The organism is Caulobacter sp. SSI4214, assembly GCF_012184455.1.
GTDB lineage: Bacteria > Pseudomonadota > Alphaproteobacteria > Caulobacterales > Caulobacteraceae > Caulobacter > Caulobacter vibrioides_E.
Genome location: NZ_SZWJ01000023.1, coordinates 1 through 17,765 on the forward strand (window position 1 = coordinate 1; position 17,765 = coordinate 17,765).

The 17,765-nt window shown below is 67.6% G+C and carries 18 protein-coding genes and 1 pseudogene; 10 read left to right on the top strand and 9 right to left on the bottom strand.

The annotated features are described in order from the left end of the window. The 3 genes and pseudogenes from FCU40_RS09105 to fliL form a co-directional block, all read right to left on the bottom strand. Positions 1-175, bottom strand: a pseudogene (locus tag FCU40_RS09105) (flagellar positioning protein PflI); the annotation flags it as partial. Continuing rightward, complete coding sequence (fliM, locus tag FCU40_RS09110) at positions 172-1,308, bottom strand: flagellar motor switch protein FliM (protein ID WP_035017130.1); 1,137 nt, start codon at positions 1,306-1,308, stop codon at positions 172-174. The gene fliM and the pseudogene FCU40_RS09105, both read right to left, overlap by 4 nt. A 26-nt stretch (positions 1,309-1,334) precedes the next feature. Continuing rightward, positions 1,335-1,958: a flagellar basal body-associated protein FliL gene (fliL, locus tag FCU40_RS09115; protein WP_004618447.1), complete on the bottom strand. Its 624-nt coding sequence runs from the start codon at positions 1,956-1,958 to the stop codon at positions 1,335-1,337. A gap of 226 nt (positions 1,959-2,184) precedes the next feature. On the opposite strand from fliL, the gene flgF reads away from it, so the two are divergent. From flgF to FCU40_RS09140, 5 genes are all read left to right on the top strand, one after another. After that, complete coding sequence (gene flgF / locus FCU40_RS09120) at positions 2,185-2,922, top strand: flagellar basal-body rod protein FlgF (RefSeq protein WP_004618446.1); 738 nt, start codon at positions 2,185-2,187, stop codon at positions 2,920-2,922. A gap of 13 nt (positions 2,923-2,935) precedes the next feature. Next, complete coding sequence (gene flgG, locus FCU40_RS09125) at positions 2,936-3,724, top strand: flagellar basal-body rod protein FlgG (protein ID WP_004618443.1); 789 nt, start codon at positions 2,936-2,938, stop codon at positions 3,722-3,724. Positions 3,725-3,728: 4 nt separating this feature from the next. Continuing rightward, complete coding sequence (flgA, locus tag FCU40_RS09130) at positions 3,729-4,505, top strand: flagellar basal body P-ring formation chaperone FlgA (RefSeq protein WP_168074481.1); 777 nt, start codon at positions 3,729-3,731, stop codon at positions 4,503-4,505. Between the two features lie 12 nt (positions 4,506-4,517). Then, a complete protein-coding gene (gene flgH / locus FCU40_RS09135; RefSeq protein ID WP_004618439.1) occupies positions 4,518-5,252 on the top strand; it encodes a flagellar basal body L-ring protein FlgH in 735 nt (244 codons plus the stop codon). A gap of 115 nt (positions 5,253-5,367) precedes the next feature. Continuing rightward, positions 5,368-5,829 (top strand): hypothetical protein, encoded by a 462-nt coding sequence (locus FCU40_RS09140; protein WP_168074482.1) that lies wholly within the window; start codon positions 5,368-5,370, stop codon positions 5,827-5,829. A 191-nt stretch (positions 5,830-6,020) separates the two neighbouring features. Here FCU40_RS09140 and FCU40_RS09145 read toward each other — a convergent pair whose 3' ends face one another. The 5 genes from FCU40_RS09145 to FCU40_RS09165 form a co-directional block, all read right to left on the bottom strand. Beyond that, complete coding sequence (locus FCU40_RS09145) at positions 6,021-6,809, bottom strand: hypothetical protein (protein WP_168074483.1); 789 nt, start codon at positions 6,807-6,809, stop codon at positions 6,021-6,023. A gap of 80 nt (positions 6,810-6,889) precedes the next feature. Then, positions 6,890-8,812, bottom strand: a complete 1,923-nt coding sequence (gene dxs / locus FCU40_RS09150) for a 1-deoxy-D-xylulose-5-phosphate synthase (protein ID WP_168074485.1) — start codon at positions 8,810-8,812, stop codon at positions 6,890-6,892. A 17-nt stretch (positions 8,813-8,829) separates the two neighbouring features. Then, positions 8,830-9,714 carry a polyprenyl synthetase family protein gene (locus tag FCU40_RS09155; protein WP_168074487.1) on the bottom strand — a complete coding sequence of 295 codons (885 nt, stop codon included), beginning with the start codon at positions 9,712-9,714 and terminating at the stop codon, positions 8,830-8,832. 37 nt (positions 9,715-9,751) lie between these two features. Beyond that, positions 9,752-10,006 carry an exodeoxyribonuclease VII small subunit gene (locus FCU40_RS09160; protein WP_004618428.1) on the bottom strand — a complete coding sequence of 85 codons (255 nt, stop codon included), beginning with the start codon at positions 10,004-10,006 and terminating at the stop codon, positions 9,752-9,754. 98 nt (positions 10,007-10,104) lie between these two features. Further along, on the bottom strand, positions 10,105-10,719 hold the full coding sequence (locus FCU40_RS09165) for a histidine phosphatase family protein (protein ID WP_168074489.1): 615 nt from the start codon (positions 10,717-10,719) through the stop codon (positions 10,105-10,107). 212 nt (positions 10,720-10,931) lie between these two features. On the opposite strand from FCU40_RS09165, the gene FCU40_RS09170 reads away from it, so the two are divergent. Both FCU40_RS09170 and FCU40_RS09175 read left to right on the top strand, forming a co-directional pair. After that, a complete protein-coding gene (locus FCU40_RS09170) occupies positions 10,932-11,453 on the top strand; it encodes a GNAT family N-acetyltransferase (RefSeq protein ID WP_168074491.1) in 522 nt (173 codons plus the stop codon). Positions 11,454-11,562: 109 nt separating this feature from the next. Further along, positions 11,563-12,741: a VWA domain-containing protein gene (locus tag FCU40_RS09175; RefSeq protein WP_004618422.1), complete on the top strand. Its 1,179-nt coding sequence runs from the start codon at positions 11,563-11,565 to the stop codon at positions 12,739-12,741. Between the two features lie 89 nt (positions 12,742-12,830). On the opposite strand, the gene FCU40_RS09180 is transcribed toward FCU40_RS09175, so the two are convergent. Beyond that, positions 12,831-13,439 carry a TetR/AcrR family transcriptional regulator gene (locus FCU40_RS09180; RefSeq protein WP_168074493.1) on the bottom strand — a complete coding sequence of 203 codons (609 nt, stop codon included), beginning with the start codon at positions 13,437-13,439 and terminating at the stop codon, positions 12,831-12,833. Positions 13,440-13,551: 112 nt separating this feature from the next. Here FCU40_RS09180 and FCU40_RS09185 point away from each other — a divergent pair, with 112 nt between their 5' ends. The 3 genes from FCU40_RS09185 to FCU40_RS09195 are packed head-to-tail and all read left to right on the top strand — an operon-like array spanning position 13,552 to position 17,734. Beyond that, positions 13,552-14,979, top strand: coding sequence for an efflux transporter outer membrane subunit (locus FCU40_RS09185; protein WP_168074495.1), 1,428 nt, complete (start codon positions 13,552-13,554; stop codon positions 14,977-14,979). A 26-nt stretch (positions 14,980-15,005) separates the two neighbouring features. Next, complete coding sequence (locus FCU40_RS09190; protein WP_175582068.1) at positions 15,006-16,169, top strand: HlyD family secretion protein; 1,164 nt, start codon at positions 15,006-15,008, stop codon at positions 16,167-16,169. A 29-nt stretch (positions 16,170-16,198) separates the two neighbouring features. After that, positions 16,199-17,734, top strand: coding sequence for a DHA2 family efflux MFS transporter permease subunit (locus tag FCU40_RS09195; RefSeq protein ID WP_168074497.1), 1,536 nt, complete (start codon positions 16,199-16,201; stop codon positions 17,732-17,734). Positions 17,735-17,765 lie beyond the last annotated feature (31 nt).

Below are 17,765 nucleotides of genomic sequence, written 5' to 3' on the forward strand. Positions count from 1 at the left end.
CCAGCCCCTGTTCGGCCCGCGCGGCGGCCTGGTCCAGTTCCTTGACGGCCTTGGCGAAGCCCTCGTGGCTGTCGCGCAGAGCCTTCAGGCGGCGCTCCAAACGCCAGCCGAAGGCCAGCGCCGCGATCAGCAGCACCGCCAGGAACCCGTTCATGGCGAAGGCGACGAGGCTCATTTCAGTTTCTGCACGGCCTTCTTGGCGGCCGGCGTCAGCGGCGCCTCGGCCCGGATGGCGATCGCGTGGTTGCGCCGGCCCATGCGGCCGCGCGTCAGCGGAATGGCGCCGGCGCGCAGCTCGACCAGGCTGTCGGGCGTGGCGTTCAGCATCAGGGTGTCGCCGACCTGCATGTTCAGCACGCGCGAGAGCGGCACCTGCTGCTCGTCCAGCACGGCGCGGACCTCCATCTGGGTGGTCCACAGCTCGGTGGCCAAGTGGCCTTCCCAGATGTTGTCTCGGCCGAACTTCTCGCCCATGAACTGCTGCAGCAGCATCTTCCGGATGGGCTCCAGCGTGGCGTAGGGCAGCAGAAGCTCGATGCGCCCGCCCCGGTCTTCCATGTCGATGCGCAGCTTGACCAGAATCGCCGCGTTGGCCGGCCGGGCGATGGCGGCGAAGCGCGGGTTGGTCTCCAGACGGTCCAGCGAGAAGCTGACCGGGTGCAGCGGCTCGAAGGCGCTCTTCAGATCGTGCAGCACCACCTCGATCATCCGCTGCACCAGCACGCGCTCGATCGTGGTGTAGGGCCGACCCTCGATGCGCATCGCCGCCGTGCCGCGACGGCCGCCCAGCAGCACGTCGACGATCGAGTAGATCAGGTTCGAGTCGACCGTCAGCAGGCCGTAGTTGTCCAGCTCCTCGGCCCGGAACACCGCCAGGATCGCCGGCAGCGGGATCGAGTTCAGATAGTCGCCAAAACGGATCGAACTGATGTTGTCGAGGCTGACCTCGACGTTGTCGGAGGTGAAGTTCCGCAGGGACGTCGTCATCAACCGCACCAGGCGGTCGAAGACGATTTCCAGCATCGGCAGGCGCTCGTAGCTGACCAGCGCCGAGTTGATGATGGCGCGGATGCCGGTGCGGTCGTCGCCGCCGTCGCCCGAAAGATCAAAGCCCAGAAGACTATCGATCTCGTCCTGGTTCAGGATGCGCTCGGAGCCCGCCTCGCCGCCGCCATCGTCCCAGCCGCCCATGCCGCCCGAGAAGTCGCCGAACGCGTTGGTCCCCTCGCCGCCCTCGCCAAGAGCGCCCGTGGGGTTCTGCTCGGCCCATTGGGCCATCGCCGCCTGATCGTCGAGTTCGTCCGCCATGATCCTTCGCCCAACCGGCCAGAGGCCTAGTTGATCAGCATCTCCTCGATGAGGACCGCGTTCACCTTGGCCGGCGCGGCGACCAGGTTCACGCGGCGCAGCAATTCGACGCGCAGCTGGTAGGTGCCCTGCGAACCGTTCAGGTCCTCGGGGCGCAGCTCGCGCAGGAAGGTCTGGAACATGTCCTGCAGCCTGGGCAGATTCGGCGTCAAAGCATCGGCCGTATCGTGGTCCGGCAGCTCGAAGGTCAATTTCAGCTTCAGGAAGGTCGACTTGCCGTCGGCCGTCTGCATGTTCACGACGATGTCGGGCAGGGTGTAGAACACCACCCCATCGGGGCCGTCCTTGATGACCGGGACGCCGGCGCCGCCAGCGGCGCCTTCCTTGCCCTTTTCGCCTTCCTTGCCCTTCTCTTCCTTCTTTTCTTCCTTCTTCTTTTCCTTCTTTTCCTTGCCGTGCTCGCCCGCCGCCGCTTCGGGCTTGGGCTTCAGCAGGAAGAAGGCCGCGGCCCCGCCGCCGCCCAGCACCAGAACGCCCGCCGCGATGGCGATGATCAGGATCGGCGGCTTCTTCTTGGCCGGGGCTTCGCCTTCCGCGGCGCCGTCTTCGCCTTCGGGAGCGGGAGCTTCCTTTTCGGGTTTCTTGGCCACGCGCGCGGTTCCTTGGAATCTATGCCCATACACATGCGCGAGACATGGTTAACGATGTGTTTTGGCGGCCATTTGGTCGCAGGCTGAATCTGCCCGGCAGACTCCGACCCACACCCCGGCATTAACCTTCCTATTCATTGATTTATAAGGCGTTTTGGCGCTGGCACGAAGGTTGCTTCAAGGGTTGCGGCGCATTTGTCGCGCCAGCCGCCCGAGTTAACTCGCCATGGACAACGCGCTCTACGTCGGCCTGTCGCGTCAGATGACGCTGCGCCGCCAGCTCGACATCGTGGCCAACAACATCGCCAACGCCAACACGATCGGCTTCAAGACCGAGGACCTAATGGTCCGCACCGAGGAGGCCAAGCCGGCCAAGACCCTGGACGGGAGCTCGCCGGTCAAGTTCGTGCTGGATTCGGGCCTCGCCCGCGACTTCACGCAAGGCGCGCTGACCAAGACCGGCGGCGACCTGGACGTGGCCATCGAGGGCAAGGGCTTCTTCCGGGTCCAGACGCCGGCCGGCGAGCGCTACACCCGCGACGGCCGCTTCACGACCAACCCCGAAGGCAAGCTGGTCACCCAGGGCGGCAATTCCGTCCTGGACGAGGGCGGCGGCGAACTGACCATCGACCCGGCCCTGGGCCCGGTCTCGATCGGCAAGGACGGCACGGTCACGCAGGGCGCGGTCCGGGTCGGCAAGATCGCCGTGGTTCGCCCCGACGACCTGTCCAGCTTCGCCAAGGACGGCGACAACCTGTTTCGCAATACGTCCAACACGACCCCGCAGGTCGCGCCCGACGCCCAGGTCCAGCAGGGAATGCTGGAAGCCAGCAACGTCAACTCCGTCGTCGAGATCACCAAGCTGATCGAGGTTCAGCGCGCCTACGAGGGCGTGTCGAAGATGATGGACAACACTTCCGAACTCTCCCGCACGGCCGTCGATCGGCTGGGCAAGGTCAATTAAGGGACGCTAGCCGATGCAAGCTCTCCGCACCGCCGCCTCGGGCATGGCCGCCCAGCAGCTGAACGTCGAGGTCATCTCGAACAACATCGCCAACATGAACACCGTGGGCTTCAAGCGCCAACGGGCCGAGTTCCAGGACCTTCTGTACCAGACTTACGAGCGGGCCGGCGCCCAGTCGTCCAGCAACGGCAATATCGTCCCGACCGGCGTCCAGGTCGGCGGCGGCGTCAAGGCCGGCTCGGTCTATCGGATCACCGAGCAGGGCACCCCGACCCTGACCAACAATCCGCTGGACGTCGCCATCCAGGGCAAGGGCTACCTGCCGATCCTGCTGCCCTCGGGCGAGACGGCCTATACGCGCGCCGGCAACTTCTCGACCAACGACCAGGGCCAGGTGGTCACCGAGGACGGCTACGTCGTCCAGCCGGGCATCACCATTCCGCAGAACGCCACCGGCATCACGATCAGCAAGACCGGCCTGGTGCAGGTCACGCTGGACGGCCAACCCGCGCCGCAGACCGTCGGCCAGCTGCAACTGGCCAACTTCATGAACGAGGGCGGGCTGGAAGCGATCGGCGACAACCTTTTCCTGGAAACGGGCGGTTCGGGCGCGGCCAACCTAGCGGCGCCGGGCCAGCCGGGTTTCGGGACCCTGCTGCAGAACTACACCGAAGCCTCGAACGTCGACTCGGTCTCGGAAATCACCGCCCTGATCACGGCCCAGCGCGCCTACGAGATGAACTCGAAGGTGATCACCACGGCCGATCAGATGCTGCAAACCACCTCGCAGATGAGGTCGTAAGCTCATGAAGAACTTCCTGATCCTGACCGCCGCCGCCCTGGCCTTCGCCACGCCGGCCACCGCCGGAACCCCGGTGACCCTGCGGATGGACACCACCGACGCCGACGGCCGCATCACCCTGGGCGACCTGTTCGACGGCGTCAGCGGCCCGGCCGCCAACCTGATGGTCGGCCAGCGTCTAGGCCCGACCGCCGTGCTGGACGCGGGCCAGGTGCAGGTCATGGCCCACCGCGCCGGCTTCGACTGGAACAACGCCAACGGCGTTCGCCGCATCATCGTCCGCGAGGGCGCCGACAACGGCGGCGTTTCGCAAGGCGGCGCGCCGGGGGCCCGCCCCACGGCGGCGCGCGGCAATGTGGAAGTTCTTGCCTACGCCCGCGGCATCGCCACCGGGGAGGTCTTGCAGCCCGAGGACCTGATCTGGGTGAAAATGGCCGGCGCGCCGTTCGACGCCCCCCGCGACGCCGACGCCATGATCGGCATGGTCGCCAAGCGCCCCCTGCGTGAAGGCGCCGCGGCCCAGAGCCACGACGTCTCGGCCGCCCAGGTCATCAAGACCGGCGAGCTGATCACCGTCACCTATGAAGACGACGGAATTTCCCTTTCGCTTCAAGGCAAGGCGATGACCAACGCCGCCGCCGGCGAGATCTTCACCGTCCAGAACACCCTGTCCAAGAAGATCATCCAGGCCGTCGCGACCGGCCCGGGGGCCGCCGTCGTCGGTCCGCAGGCCCAGGCCTTGCAAGCTCGCTCGCAACCCGTCCGCTTCGCCGCTCGCTAGGAGTTTCCGCCCATGCGTCGCCCCGTCCTCATCGCCGCCGCCCTCCTCCTGGCCCCGCTGGCCGCCTGCTCGACCGTCAAGGAAGCCGTCAAGGGCCCCGACCTGGCCCCGGTCGGCTATCCCGCCCAGCTGGCCCCGATCCAGCAGCAGTTCGTCTCCGCCCGCGAGCCGGCGCCCCAGCCGGCCTCGGCCAACTCGCTGTGGCGCGTCGGCGCCCGCGCCTTCTTCAACGACCAGCGCGCCAGCCGGGTCGGCGACATCCTGACCGTGCTGATCGACATCGACGACAGCGCCAACACCAAGAACCAGACCGCCAGCTCGCGCACCTCGGGCACCAAGGCGGGCGTGCCGCACCTGCTGGGCCTTGAATCGAGCCTCGGGAAGATCCTGCCGGGCGGCTTCAGCGCCGCGAACGCGCTGGAAACCAACTCGACGACCAATAACGCCGGCGCCGGCAGCGTGCAGCGCTCGGAAAAGATCAGCCTGACCATCGCCGCCGTGGTCAGCTCGGTCCTGCCGAACGGCAACATGGTCATCCAGGGCACCCAGGAAGTCCGCACCAACGCCGAGGTGCGCCAGCTGACCGTCGCCGGCATCGTGCGTCCCGAGGACATCTCGTCGGCCAACACGATCAAGCACACCCAGATCGCCGAGGCCCGCATCAGCTACGGCGGCCGCGGCGACATCAGCCGCGTCCAGAAGACCCCGGCCGGCCAGTCGCTGATCGAGAAGTTCTCGCCGTTCTAAGCGCTCGAGAGATCTAAAAGACCTTCGGGCGCGGCGGCCGCGAGGCTTCCGCGCCCGATCCGTTTCAGGAGCCGTTCAGGTCTCTCCGGCGTTGATCGCCGTAGGAGGGGCCGTCATGAAACGCCGCATCGCCTTCGCCGCCCTGGGCTTCGCCACGCTGCTGGCGGGCTGCGCGCACGAGAAGGCGGGCCTCGACGGCTACCGCTGGGCCTATCTCGAAGGCGGCTCCGAGCCCCCTCGCCTGGCCTATGGCCGCCCCGACAGCGACGACGTGGCGCTGATGTTCACCTGCCAGCCGGGTCGCGACGAGATCACGGCATGGGTCGAGGCGCCCGACAAGGAACTGGTCCTGGCGTCGGGGCGGGCCGAGAGCCGCTTCCCCGGCGCGCACGTGGCCGACGAGATGAGCGAGACCGGCCACCTCGAAGCCCACGGCAAGGCCAGCGCGCCGGCGCTGGCGGCGTTCAAGCGCACGGGCGAGCTGACGCTGGTGACCGAGGGCGAGCGGCACAGCCTGGCGGCGACCGGCGCCGATCGTGGCCGCGTGCGGGCGTTCTTCAAAGCGTGTGGAGCTTAGTGGATCTTGATACCCGTCATCCCGCGCTTCATGCGCGGGACCCATGGTTCAGCTTTTACTGGATAAGGCCATTCGGGCCCCGCCCTGCGGCGGACGAATGGGTCCCGCGCATGAAGCGCGGGATGACGACCAATTGAAGTTTTGAAATGGGTGGGAAGGCGATCTATCGAAAGTCGGCTCAGACCGAGCCGCTAAAGGCCTGGGCGAGCGACGATCAGGTGTAAGAGTGCCGAGATAGCAGCAATCAGCGGCGGCGCGGCGCGGAGCAAATCGATTGCAACCTCGGGGATACGGAAGGCTGGGGTGAAGGTTGGGTCGCCGGTTCTACTCTCGATGAGGTCGAGAAAGTTCGCGTTGATCGCCGCTCGCTGCTTCTCGATTTCTTCGTCTGTCTGGAGAGTCGACCGAGCTAAATCTTGCTCAATTTGTCTCTTCATCTCGAGCTTTTTTAGCGCGCGTCGCGCGCCTCGCATGACGTTCTGAATGTTCATCCCTTCTTGACTATCGGGCAGCCGTATATCGAGAACGCGATGATAAGCAGCGCCCAACTGGAAACAGATCAAGACGTACTGCACAATGAGGTACAATAGTCCTGAGCCAATCACCCATGTGGCCAACCATAGATCCTTATCGCTGGCAGGAATGAGACCGCCAGAAAGCTTCTTCAACGACTTGAGGTCGATCAGGCGGAAGCTGTGAAGGACTGCAAGCGCCGACGAAATGTACAACCACTTCCTGGCCTTCAGCATGCGCACGTAAGGCCCTTCGGCCGCCGTGTGCTCGTCGTCACCGAAAAAAATCTGGATCATTGCCCCTCCGATGCGGCGACGGTTCCACAACTCAACCGGGCAGACAAGCTTGAATGGTTGGCTGAGAAAGGGATCGGAATGGAAGGACCCTTCACCTTCGCAATGGGTCTTGATCGGTCTCTCGCCGAGGCGCGGAACATCGTAGCGTGCCAGACGTGCAAGATCCGCCATGGGTCGAAAGCCGCCTCGGGTCTCCTTTCAGAAACCCGACCTTCACCGCTAGCCGGAAGCCAGCCCCTCTCAGAGCGCCCCTAGGCCCTACGCCCCGCCCCCGCCGCGCTGACATTGTCCATGCCCAGCGCCGAGAGCGCCCCGCGCAGGATGCCGTCGGCGTCGAGGCCGGCTTCGGCGTACATCGCGTCGGGCTTGTCCTGGTCCTGGAAGACGTCGGGCAGGCACAGGGTGCGGATCTTCAGGCCGCGATCCAGAGCGCCGTGCTGGGCCAGGGCCTGCAGCACGAAGCCGCCGAAGCCGCCCATGGCGCCCTCCTCCACCGTGACGATCGCCTCGTGTTCGCGCGCCAGGCGCAGCAACAGGTCAAGGTCGAGCGGCTTGGCGAAGCGGGCGTCGCAGACCGTGGCCGACAAGCCGCGCGCGGCCAGCAGGTCGGCGGCCTTCAGGCTTTCGGAGAGGCGCGCGCCGAACGAGACGATGGCGACGCTGGTCCCCTCGCGGACGATGCGGCCCTTGCCGATCTCCAGCGGATCGGCGATCTCGGGCAGGTCCAGGCCCAGGCCCTCGCCGCGCGGATAGCGGAAGGCGCTGGGGCGGTCGTCGATGGCGGCGGCGGTGGCGACCATCCGGGCCAGCTCCACCTCGTCGGCGGCCGCCATCAGCACCATGCCGGGCAAGGCCCCCATGAAGCCGATGTCGAAGCTGCCGGCGTGGGTCGGACCATCGGCGCCCACCAGGCCGGCGCGGTCCATGGCGAAGCGCACCGGCAGACGCTGGATGGCCACGTCGTGGACCACCTGATCATAGCCGCGCTGCAGGAAGGTCGAATAGATCGCCGCGAACGGCTTCATGCCGTCGGCGGCCAGGCCGGCGGCGAAGGTCACCGCGTGCTGCTCGGCGATGCCGACGTCGAAGGTGCGCTCCGGATAGGCCTTCTGGAACAGATCCAGCCCGGTACCCGAGGGCATGGCGGCGGTGATGGCGACGATCTTGTCGTCCTTGGCCGCCTGCTTGATCAGCTCCTGGGCGAAGACCTTGGTATAGCTGGGCGGGCCGCCGGCCGCCTTCTGCTGCTGGCCGGTGACCACGTCGAACTTGGCCACGGCGTGCAGCTTGTCGGCCGCGCCCTCGGCCGGGGCGTAGCCCTTGCCCTTCTGGGTGACGCAATGGACCAGCACCGGCTTGTCCTGGAACGCCTTGGCGTTCTTCAGCACGCTGACCAGGGCGTCCATGTCGTGGCCGTCGATCGGGCCGATATAGTAGAAGCCCAGCTCCTCGAAGAAGGTGCCGCCGGTGACCATGCCCCGCGCGTATTCCTCGGCCTTGCGGGCGGCTTCCCGCATCGGGGTCGGCAGTTTCTCGACGACGGTCTTGCCCAGCTTGCGCACCGAGCGATAGGCGCCGCCCGAGACCAGGTTGGCCAGATAGGCGCTCATGCCGCCGACCGGCGGGGCGATCGACATGTCGTTGTCGTTGAGGATGACGATCAGGCGCTTGGTGGCGTCGGTCGCCGCGTTCATCGCCTCATAGGCCATGCCCGCGCCCAGCGAACCGTCGCCGATCACGGCGATGACGCTGTTGTCCTCGCCTTTCGCGTCGCGCGCGGCGCAGAAGCCCAGGGCCGCCGAGATCGAGGTGGCCGCGTGGGCCGCGCCGAACGGGTCGTATTCGCTCTCGGCCCGCTTTGTGAAGCCCGACAGCCCGCCGCCCTGGCGCAGGGTGCGGATGCGGTCGCGCCGGCCGGTCAGGATCTTGTGCGGATAGGCCTGGTGGCCGACATCCCAGATCAAAATGTCCCGAGGCGTTTCGAACACGTGGTGCAGCGCCACGGTCAGCTCGACCACGCCCAGCCCCGCGCCCAGGTGGCCGCCCGTCACCGACACCGCATCGATCGTCTCGGCGCGCACGTCGGCGGCCAGCTGCTTCAGCTCGGCGATCGAAAGCCCCCGCGTGTCGGCGGGCGAAGCAATGGTGTCGAGCAAGGGGGTCTTGGAGGGCATGTCGGAAGAAAGCGCGGTCAGTTGCGGCGGTCCAGCACGAAATCCACGCTTTCGCGAAGATGTTCGGCGCGATCGCCAAAGATTTCGAGATGGGAACGGGTCTGTTCGGCCAAAAGCGTCACGCGCTCCTTGGCCGCGTCGAGGCCCAGAAGCGTGACATAGTTGGTCTTGCCCATGGCGGCGTCCTTGCCGCCGGCGGCCTTGCCCAGTGTCTTGGGGTCGCCCTCGGCGTCCAGGATGTCGTCGACGATCTGGTAGGCCAGCCCCAGGTCCTGGGCGAAGGCCATCAGGGCGGCGCGCTCGGCTTCCTTGGCGCGGGCGATGATCAGCGGGATCTCGAAGGCGAACGCGATCAGGGCGCCGGTCTTCAGCCGCTGCATCCGCGCCACCGCGCCCAGGTCGTCGCGGACGCCCAGGATGTCGATCATCTGGCCGCCGACCATGCCGCGCGCGCCGGAGGCGATGGCCAGCTTGCGCACCAGCTCCGAACGGACATGGCCGTCGTCGTGGGTGTCGGGATGGGCCATGATCTCGAAGGCCGCCGTCTGCAGCGCATCGCCCGCCAGGATGGCGGTCGCCTCGTCATAGGCCTTGTGCACTGTCGGACGGCCGCGGCGGACGTCGTCGTCGTCCATGGCCGGCAGGTCGTCGTGCACCAGGCTGTAGGCGTGAATGCACTCCAGCGCGCAGGCGGCCCGCAGCACCGGCCGCTCGGCCAGGTCGAACATCTTGCCGGTCTCGAGAGCGAAGAACGGCCGCAAGCGCTTGCCGGGGCCCAAGGCGGCGTATCGCATGGCCTCGGTCAGGCGGCTTTCTGGCCCGTCGGCGCGCGGCAGCAGCTCGTCGAGCGCCACCGTGACGATATCCGCGGCCTGGACGATCCGCCTGGCGAGGTCGGTCACGCGCGCCTCCCTTCGCTATCCGGGCGGTGTGGGGTCATCAGTTGAACTCCGCCGGCTCGGCGGCGACGGTTCCGCCCTGGCCCAGGACGATCTTCTCGACCTTCAGACGCGCGGCTTCCAGCTTCTTCTCGCAGTGGGCCTTCAGCGCGGCCCCGCGCTCATAGATATCGATCGAGCGCTCCAGCGGCGCCTGGCCCGATTCCAGCTCGGCCACGATCCGTTCCAGCTGCGCCAGGGCTTCCTCGAAGCTCAGGCCAGAGATGTCGGCGGGGATGGCGGCGGCGTCGGTCATTTCAACTCTCGGGGGAACGGCGATCAACCTAGTGGCCCAGGCCGATGCGGGCAACGGCGTAGAGCCATGGCATGGTAAAGGGAAGAGGCTTTGCGCGATCAGGTCCGGCGGAACCGCTTCAGGCTCCAATAGCCGTGACCCTGGTCGAGCAACTTGGTCAGCCCACGTCGCTTCAGCGACCGGGCGATCATCCAATTGAAGAACCCGTGCGCCAGGACCAGCACGTCCTGGCCCTGGTCGGCCAGCGCGATCAGCCGATCGGCCGCCCGGTCGGCGCGGGCCTCGGCCTGGGCGCGCGTCTCCTGCCCCCCGTGATGGTCGAAGAACCACCACCAGAACCGGGCGAAGAAGCCGAGGCGCTTGGGCGACATGCGGATCCAGGTCGGCCAGGGCGGCGGCGGCAACGGCGCCTCGATGAAGGCCTCGTCGGCGGCGTAGGCCTTGCCCGCGACCACCGCGTTGGCGGTCTCGATCGCGCGGCGGCGGGTCGAGGCGATGATCACGTCGGCGTCGCGGGCGATCTGGATCAGCCCGTCCGGCGGGCTCTGGCCGTCCTTGAGGCCGCCTACCTCGTAGCGCGCCCACCACGCGCCGTATTCGGGGGCGTTCAGCCTGACCTTGCGCGACAGCGCCGGTTCGCCGTGGCGGGCCAGGGTGATGATCCCCGTCCTGGCGGCGGGAGATGCGTGGTCGGCGATGGTGACGTCGGCCATGTTGTAGAGAAGCCGGCGGGCGATGAAGCCGCTCCGTCCCCTCCCCCTCCTGAACAGCGCGCGCGGACGCGGCCGCCAAGCGGCCAAGCGCCGGACGGTGGTACTCGCCCGCGCGAGAGGACACAAGCCGTCCGCGCGTCGGCGGTCGGCCGTCGATGGCCCCGGCGCGCCGAACGGGTATAGAGGGCGACGGACAAGGGAGGAGTCAGACCGTGAACGCCGTCACCACCATCCGCCGCGCGACGGTCGAGGACGCCGACACGGTGTCCACCCTGGGCGCGCGCACCTTCGCGGAAACCTTCGCCCACCTCTATCCGCCCGAGGATCTGGAAACCTTCCTGGCCTATGCCTACGGGCTGGAGCGCACGCGGAACGATCTGGCCCATCCCGACAAGGCGACCTGGCTGATGGAGGACGAGGACGGCGAGGCGATCGGCTACGCGCTGGCGGGTCCCTGCGACTTGCCGCACGACGACGTCCGGCCCGAACATGGCGAGCTGAAGCGCCTCTATGTGCTGCGAAGCCGCCAGGGCGGCGGGCGGGGTTCGGCCCTGCTGAAGACGGCTCTGGACTGGCTGGAAAAGGACGGGCCCCGCCCGCTGTGGATCGGCGTCTGGTCCGAGAACTTCGGCGCCCAGAAACTGTATGGCCGTCTGGGGTTCGAGAAGGTCGGCGAATACTATTTCCCGGTCGGCGAGACGCGAGACCTGGAGTTCATCCTGCGGCGAGGCTGAGCGGGCGTCACCAGCCCGAGGCGGTTCGGCGGGCCCGCGCCGACTCGCCCGGTTGCGTCTCGTTTCAGAACCCTCCATTCTCTCGAACATCTGTTCGAAAGCGCCGCCGATGTTCCTCCGCTTCTTCTCCGAGCTCCGCCAGGCCAAGGTGCCGGTGTCCTTGCGCGAATACCTCCTCTTGATGGAGGCCCTGGACAAGGACGTCATCGACCGCTCCGTCGAGGACTTCTACTTTTTGTCCCGCGCCAGCCTGGTGAAGGACGAGAAGAACCTCGACAAGTTCGACCGCGTGTTCGGACACGTCTTCAAGGGCCTGGAAACCGTCGGCGAAGGCGTCACGGCCGACATCCCCGAAGAGTGGCTCAAGGCTCTGACCGAGCGGTTCCTGACCGACGAGGAGAAGGCCGCGATCGAGGCCATGGGCGGCTTCGAGAAGCTGATGGAGACCCTGCAGGAGCGCCTGCGCGAGCAGAAGAAGCGCCACGAGGGCGGTAACAAGATGATCGGCTCGGGCGGCACCAGTCCGTTCGGCAACAACGGCTACAATCCCGAGGGCGTGCGGATCGGCCAGGACAAGAGCCGCCACGGCCGGGCGGTCAAGGTCTGGGACAAGCGCGAGTACAAGAACCTCGACGACTCGGTCGAGCTGGGCACCCGCAACATCAAGGTGGCGCTACGACGCCTGCGCAAGTTCGCCCGCACCGGCGCGGCCGACGAACTGGACCTGCCCGGCACGATCAAGGGCACGGCCGAGAAGGGCTATCTGGACATCCAGCTGCGCCCCGAGCGTCGCAACGCCATCAAGGTGCTGATCTTCTTCGACATCGGCGGCTCGATGGACGGCCACATCAAGCTCTGCGAAGAGCTGTTCAGCGCCGCCAAGACCGAGTTCAAGAACCTGGAGTTCTACTACTTCCACAACTGCCTCTACGAGGCGGTCTGGAAGGACAACAAGCGGCGCCACACCGAGAAGATCCCGACCTTCGACGTGCTGCACAAGTTCCCGGCCGACTACAAGGTGATCTTCGTCGGCGACGCGACCATGAGCCCCTACGAGATCACCTATCCGGGCGGCAGCGTCGAGCACTGGAACGAGGAACCCGGCGCCGTCTGGATGCAGCGGGTCAACGACATCTATCAGAGCTGCGTCTGGCTGAACCCGACTCCCGAGCGGCACTGGGATTACACCCAGTCGATCGGCGTCATGAAGCAGATCATGGCGGGCCGCATGTTCCCCTTGACCCTGGAAGGCCTGGACAAGGCCATGCGGGAGCTGGTGCGCGGGTAGCGGCCCCGCCGCGTCGCCCTGCGCGCGTCTTAAAACGCCGCGGCGCCGCGCGGCTTGACGAGGACCAACGCCCAGGGTGACGCCGCCAGCTACCGCGCCTGGACCTCGTAGGCGCGAATGAAGGTGTCGGTCGCGGCGTCCGCGACGGCCAGAAGCGTGGCCTCGTCGATCGGGCCGCCCGAGCCCTCCAGCAGACGCTGGACGGGTCCGGCCTCGCAGAGCGCGTGAAGCTGGTAAACCGCCGTCCAAGGATCGGCGCGGCGCATGCGGCCGGCGTCCATCGCCTGTTCGAAGTCCTCGGCCATCCGTGTCCAGCCCCGCTTGGGCCCGTTCTCGTAGAACAATTTCCCGAGGTCCGACTTGGCGCCTTCGGCATAGACGATCCGGCGGAAAGCCACGACCTCGTCCGTCGTGATGAAGCGCAGGAACGCCAGAACGAAGTCGTGAATCGCCTCCGCCAGGTTGTCGTTCTCGTGCAGGATGTCGAACAGCGGCTGCACCTGGGTGGCCCCCTTCTCGATCATCACCGCGACGAACAAATCCTCCTTGGACGCGAAGTAGCTATAGAGCGTCTGCTTGGAGCCGCCCACGCGCGCGGACACCTCGGCCATGCTGGCCGAGCCATAACCGCGCTCCAGGAACACGCTCTTGGCCGCCTCTAAAATGGCCAGCCGCTTCTCCTCGCTCTTCACCCGCATCGGTTCGCGGCCTCCCAATCTCTTTTCTGGACCAAGCTGTACACTTTTCGCTTGACGCCGTCATGCTGAAATATAATTAGACCATACTGTACGGTTTGAAAACGAGCAGCCGATGCCCTCCCCAAGCTCCCTCCGCGCCGTGATCGCCAGCCTGTTGCTGGCCAGCGGCCTTGGCGCTTGCGCCGCCCTCCCCGCCGTCACGCCCGCGCAGGCGCCGAAGCCCCCCGCCGCCTATGCATCGGCGACCAGCCTTTCGGCGCCCGCCGCCGATTGGCCCCGGGACCGGTGGTGGACGACCTACGGTGATGCGCAACTGAACGCTCTGATGGACGACGCCCTGGCCGACGCGCCGGATCTGGCGGTCGCCAAGGCCCGCTTGGCCAAGGCGGAGGCCGCCGCCAGTCAAGCTCGCGCGGCGACGCTGCCCAGCCTCGCGGCCAACGGCGCCTATGCCTCGGTCAAGCAGAGCTACAACAACGGCGTCCCTCCGGCGTTCGTGCCGCACGGCTATAACGACAGTGGCCGGACCACCCTGGATTTCGGCTGGGAGCTGGACTTCTTCGGCAAGAATCGCGCGGCCCTCGCCGCGGCGACATCGGACGCCGACGCCGCCCAGGCCGACGCCGCCGAAGCGCGCCTGGCGCTCTCCACCAACATCGCCGCCGCCTACGCCGATCTCGCGCGGCTCTTCGCGGACCGCGACGCCAGTCAGGACGCGGTCCGCATCCGGCGACAATCCGCCAGCCTCACGGCCGAACGGGTCGCCAACGGCCTGGAAAACCAGGGCGCGGCCGACCAGGCCGAGGCGCGCCTGGCCTCGGCGCGCGCCGACCTGGCCTCGGTGGACGAACAGATCGGCCTGACCCGCAATCGCCTGGCCGCCCTGTTGGGCGCGGGTCCCGACAGGGGTCTGGCCATCGCTCGTCCCACGGTCGGCGCGATCAAGGCCTTCGGCCTGCCGACGGATCTGAGCGTCGACCTGATCGGTCGACGCCCCGACGTCGTGGCCGCCCGCCTGCGCGCCGAGGCGGCGAGCCATCGCATCAAGCAGGCCAAGGCCCAGTTCTACCCCGATGTGAACCTGTCGGCCTATTTCGGCCAGCAAGCGCTGGGCCTGGATCTCCTGACCAAGGCCGGATCACGGATCGGCTCGATCGGCCCGGCCGTGCGCCTGCCGATCTTCGAGGGCGGGGCCTTGCGCGCCAACTATCGCGGCGCGGCCGCCGACCGCGACGCCGCCGTGGCCACCTACAACGCGACCCTGGCCAAGGCTCTTCAGGATGTGGCGGACGCCGCCGTCAGCGCTCGCGCCCTGGACGTTCGCCTGAGCGAAAGCCGAGCGGCCCTGCGCGCCTCCGTCGCCGCTCACGACATCGCCGTCCAGCGCTATCGCGGCGCTCTGTCGACCTATCTCGACGTACTGACCGCGGAGGACGCGATGATCGCCGACCAACGCGCCGTCGCCGACCTCGAGACCCGCGCCTTCACCCTCGACATCGCGCTCGTGCGCGCCCTCGGCGGCGGCTTCCGCGCCGCCTGACCCAAATTCTCTCCGGAGCCGCTCCCATGTTCGACAACGAAGCTTCTGGCCAAAGCCCGGCCGCCAACACCCCCGTCGCCGTGTCCGCGCCCAAGGCCGCCGACACTTCGAAACGCAAGCAGCTGTTCGCGGGCCTGGCGGGTCTGACATTGGCCGCCGGCCTCGGCTACGGCGCCTGGTACGCCCTGGTCGGATCCCACCACGTCGAGACCGACAACGCCTATGTCGCCGCCGATGTCGCCCAGATCACGCCGCTGGTCGGCGGGCCCGTGCGCAGCGTCGAGGTTCGGGACACTCAGACCGTCACGCGCGGTCAGGTGCTGGTGACCCTCGATGACAGCGACGCCCGCATCGCCTTGGCCTCGGCCCAAGCCGATCTCGCCAAGGCCGAGCGTCGCGTGCGGGGCTACCTCGCCACCGACCAGAGCCTGGCCGCTCAGATCACCGCGCGCGAGGCCGACCAGACTCGCGCGGCCGCGAGCCTGGCCTCGGCCCAAGCCGATCTCGAGCGCGCCCGCATTGATCTTGAGCGCCGCAAGGCCTTGGCCGCCAATGGCGCGGTGTCCGGCGACGAATTGACCCGCGCCCAGAACGCCTTCGCCAACGCCCAGGCCGCCGCGGCCTCGGCCAAGGCCGCCGAGACACAGGCCCAGGCCAATCGCGCCGCCGCCGTCGGCTCGCTGACCGCCAACGCCGCCCTGACCGATGGGACCACGGTCGACACCAATCCCGAGGTCGCGTCCGCCCGCGCCCGGGTCGAGCAGGCCAAGCTGGACCTCGAGCGCACGGTCATCCGCGCGCCGATCGACGGCGTCGTCACCCGCCGCAATGTCCAGATCGGCCAGCGCGTCGCGCCCGGCGCGCCGCTGATGCAGGTCGCGCCGATCCAGCAGGCCTATGTCGACGCCAACTTCAAGGAAGGCCAGCTGCGCAAGGTGGCCATCGGCCAGCCGGTCGAGTTGAAGTCCGACCTTTACGGAGGCTCGGTGACCTATCACGGCAAGGTCGTGGGACTGTCGGGCGGCACGGGCTCGGCCTTCGCCATGATCCCCGCTCAGAACGCCACGGGCAACTGGATCAAGGTGGTGCAGCGGCTGCCGGTGCGCATCGCGCTGGATCCCGCCGAGCTGAAGGCCCGTCCGCTACGCGTCGGTCTGTCGATGACCGCCGCCATCGACACCCGCCGCTGATCACCCGCGAGCCTCCAAGGATCACCGTCATGGCCCAGGCTTCCCCGACTCCCGCGCCGCCCCTGTCCGGTCCGATGATGATCTTCGCGGGCCTCATTCTGGCCGCCGCCAACTTCCTGGTGGTGCTGGACACCACCATCGCCAACGTCTCGGTCTCGAACATCGCCGGCGCCCTGGGCGTTTCGCCCAGCCAGGGCACATGGGTGATCACCTCCTACGCCGTGGCCGAGGCCGTCGTCGTGCCGCTGACGGGCTGGCTGTCGGCGCGGTTCGGGGCGGTCAAGGTGTTCGTGCTGGGCATGTTGGGCTTTGGCCTCTTCTCGTTCCTGTGCGGCCTGGCGCCGTCCTTGAGCCTCCTGGTGCTGTTCCGGGTGTTGCAAGGCGCCTGCGGCGGTCCCCTGATGCCGTTGTCCCAAACCCTGCTCCTGAAGGTCTTCCCGCCAAAGTACGCTCCGGCGGCGACGGGGCTCTGGGCGATGACCACCCTGGTGGCGCCGATCCTGGGTCCGATCCTGGGCGGCGTCCTGTGCGACAATGTCGGCTGGGCGTTCATCTTCTGGATCAACGTGCCCGTGGCCGCGATCTGCGGCTGGCTGGCCTGGAAGCTCTTGAACCGCTACGAAACGCCGCTGGCCCCGGCCAGGGTCGATGTCGTGGGCCTTGCCCTGCTGACCATCTGGGTCGGCGCGCTGCAGGTCATGGTCGACCTCGGCAAGGAGCACGAGTGGTTCGCCTCGCCCCTGATCGTGACCCTGGCCGTCATCGCCCTGCTGGGCTTCCTGGCCTTCCTGATCTGGGAGCTGACCGACGCCAATCCGATCGTCGATCTGCGCGTCTTCCGGCATAGGGGCTACAGCGCCAGCGTCGTCACCCTCAGCGTCGCCTTCGGGGCCTTCTTCGGGATCAATGTGCTGACCCCGCTGTGGCTGCAGCAGAACATGGGCTACACGGCCACCGACGCCGGTCACGTTTCGGCGTTGCTGGGCGTCACGGCGGTGATGATGGCCCCGTTCGCGGCCAGCCTTTCGGCGAAGGTCGACCCGCGCCGCCTGGTGTTCGTCGGCCTGGTCTGGATGGGCCTGATCACGGTGATGCGCAGCCAGGCCAATTCGCAGATGGGCTTCTTCGACATCGGCCAATGGCTGCTGCTGCAGGGCTTTGGAATGCCGCTGTTCTTCGTGCCCCTGACCGGCCTGGCCCTGGCCTGCGTCGACGAGCCGGAGACCGCCAGCGCGGCGGGTTTGATGAACTTCTGCCGCACCCTGTCGGGCGCGATCGCCACCTCGATCGTCAGCACGGTGTGGACCGACAACGCCAGCCGCAATCACAACGACTTGGCGGGCGTGCTGAACGATCCTCAGGCGGTCATGGACCAGATGGGCGCTGTCGGCATGTCGACCGAGCAGGCGCGCGGGACCGTGGACCAACTGGTCCAGGGCCAGAGCGTGATGCTGGCGACCAACCAGGTCTTCCTGGCCATGGCCGTGCTTTTCGTGGCCGCGGCCTTGATCATTTGGCTGGCCCCGAAGCCGACCCGCGTGGTCGACACCTCGGCGGTGCACTAACCGAACGCAGCGGCGCTTTCGCGCCGGTCAA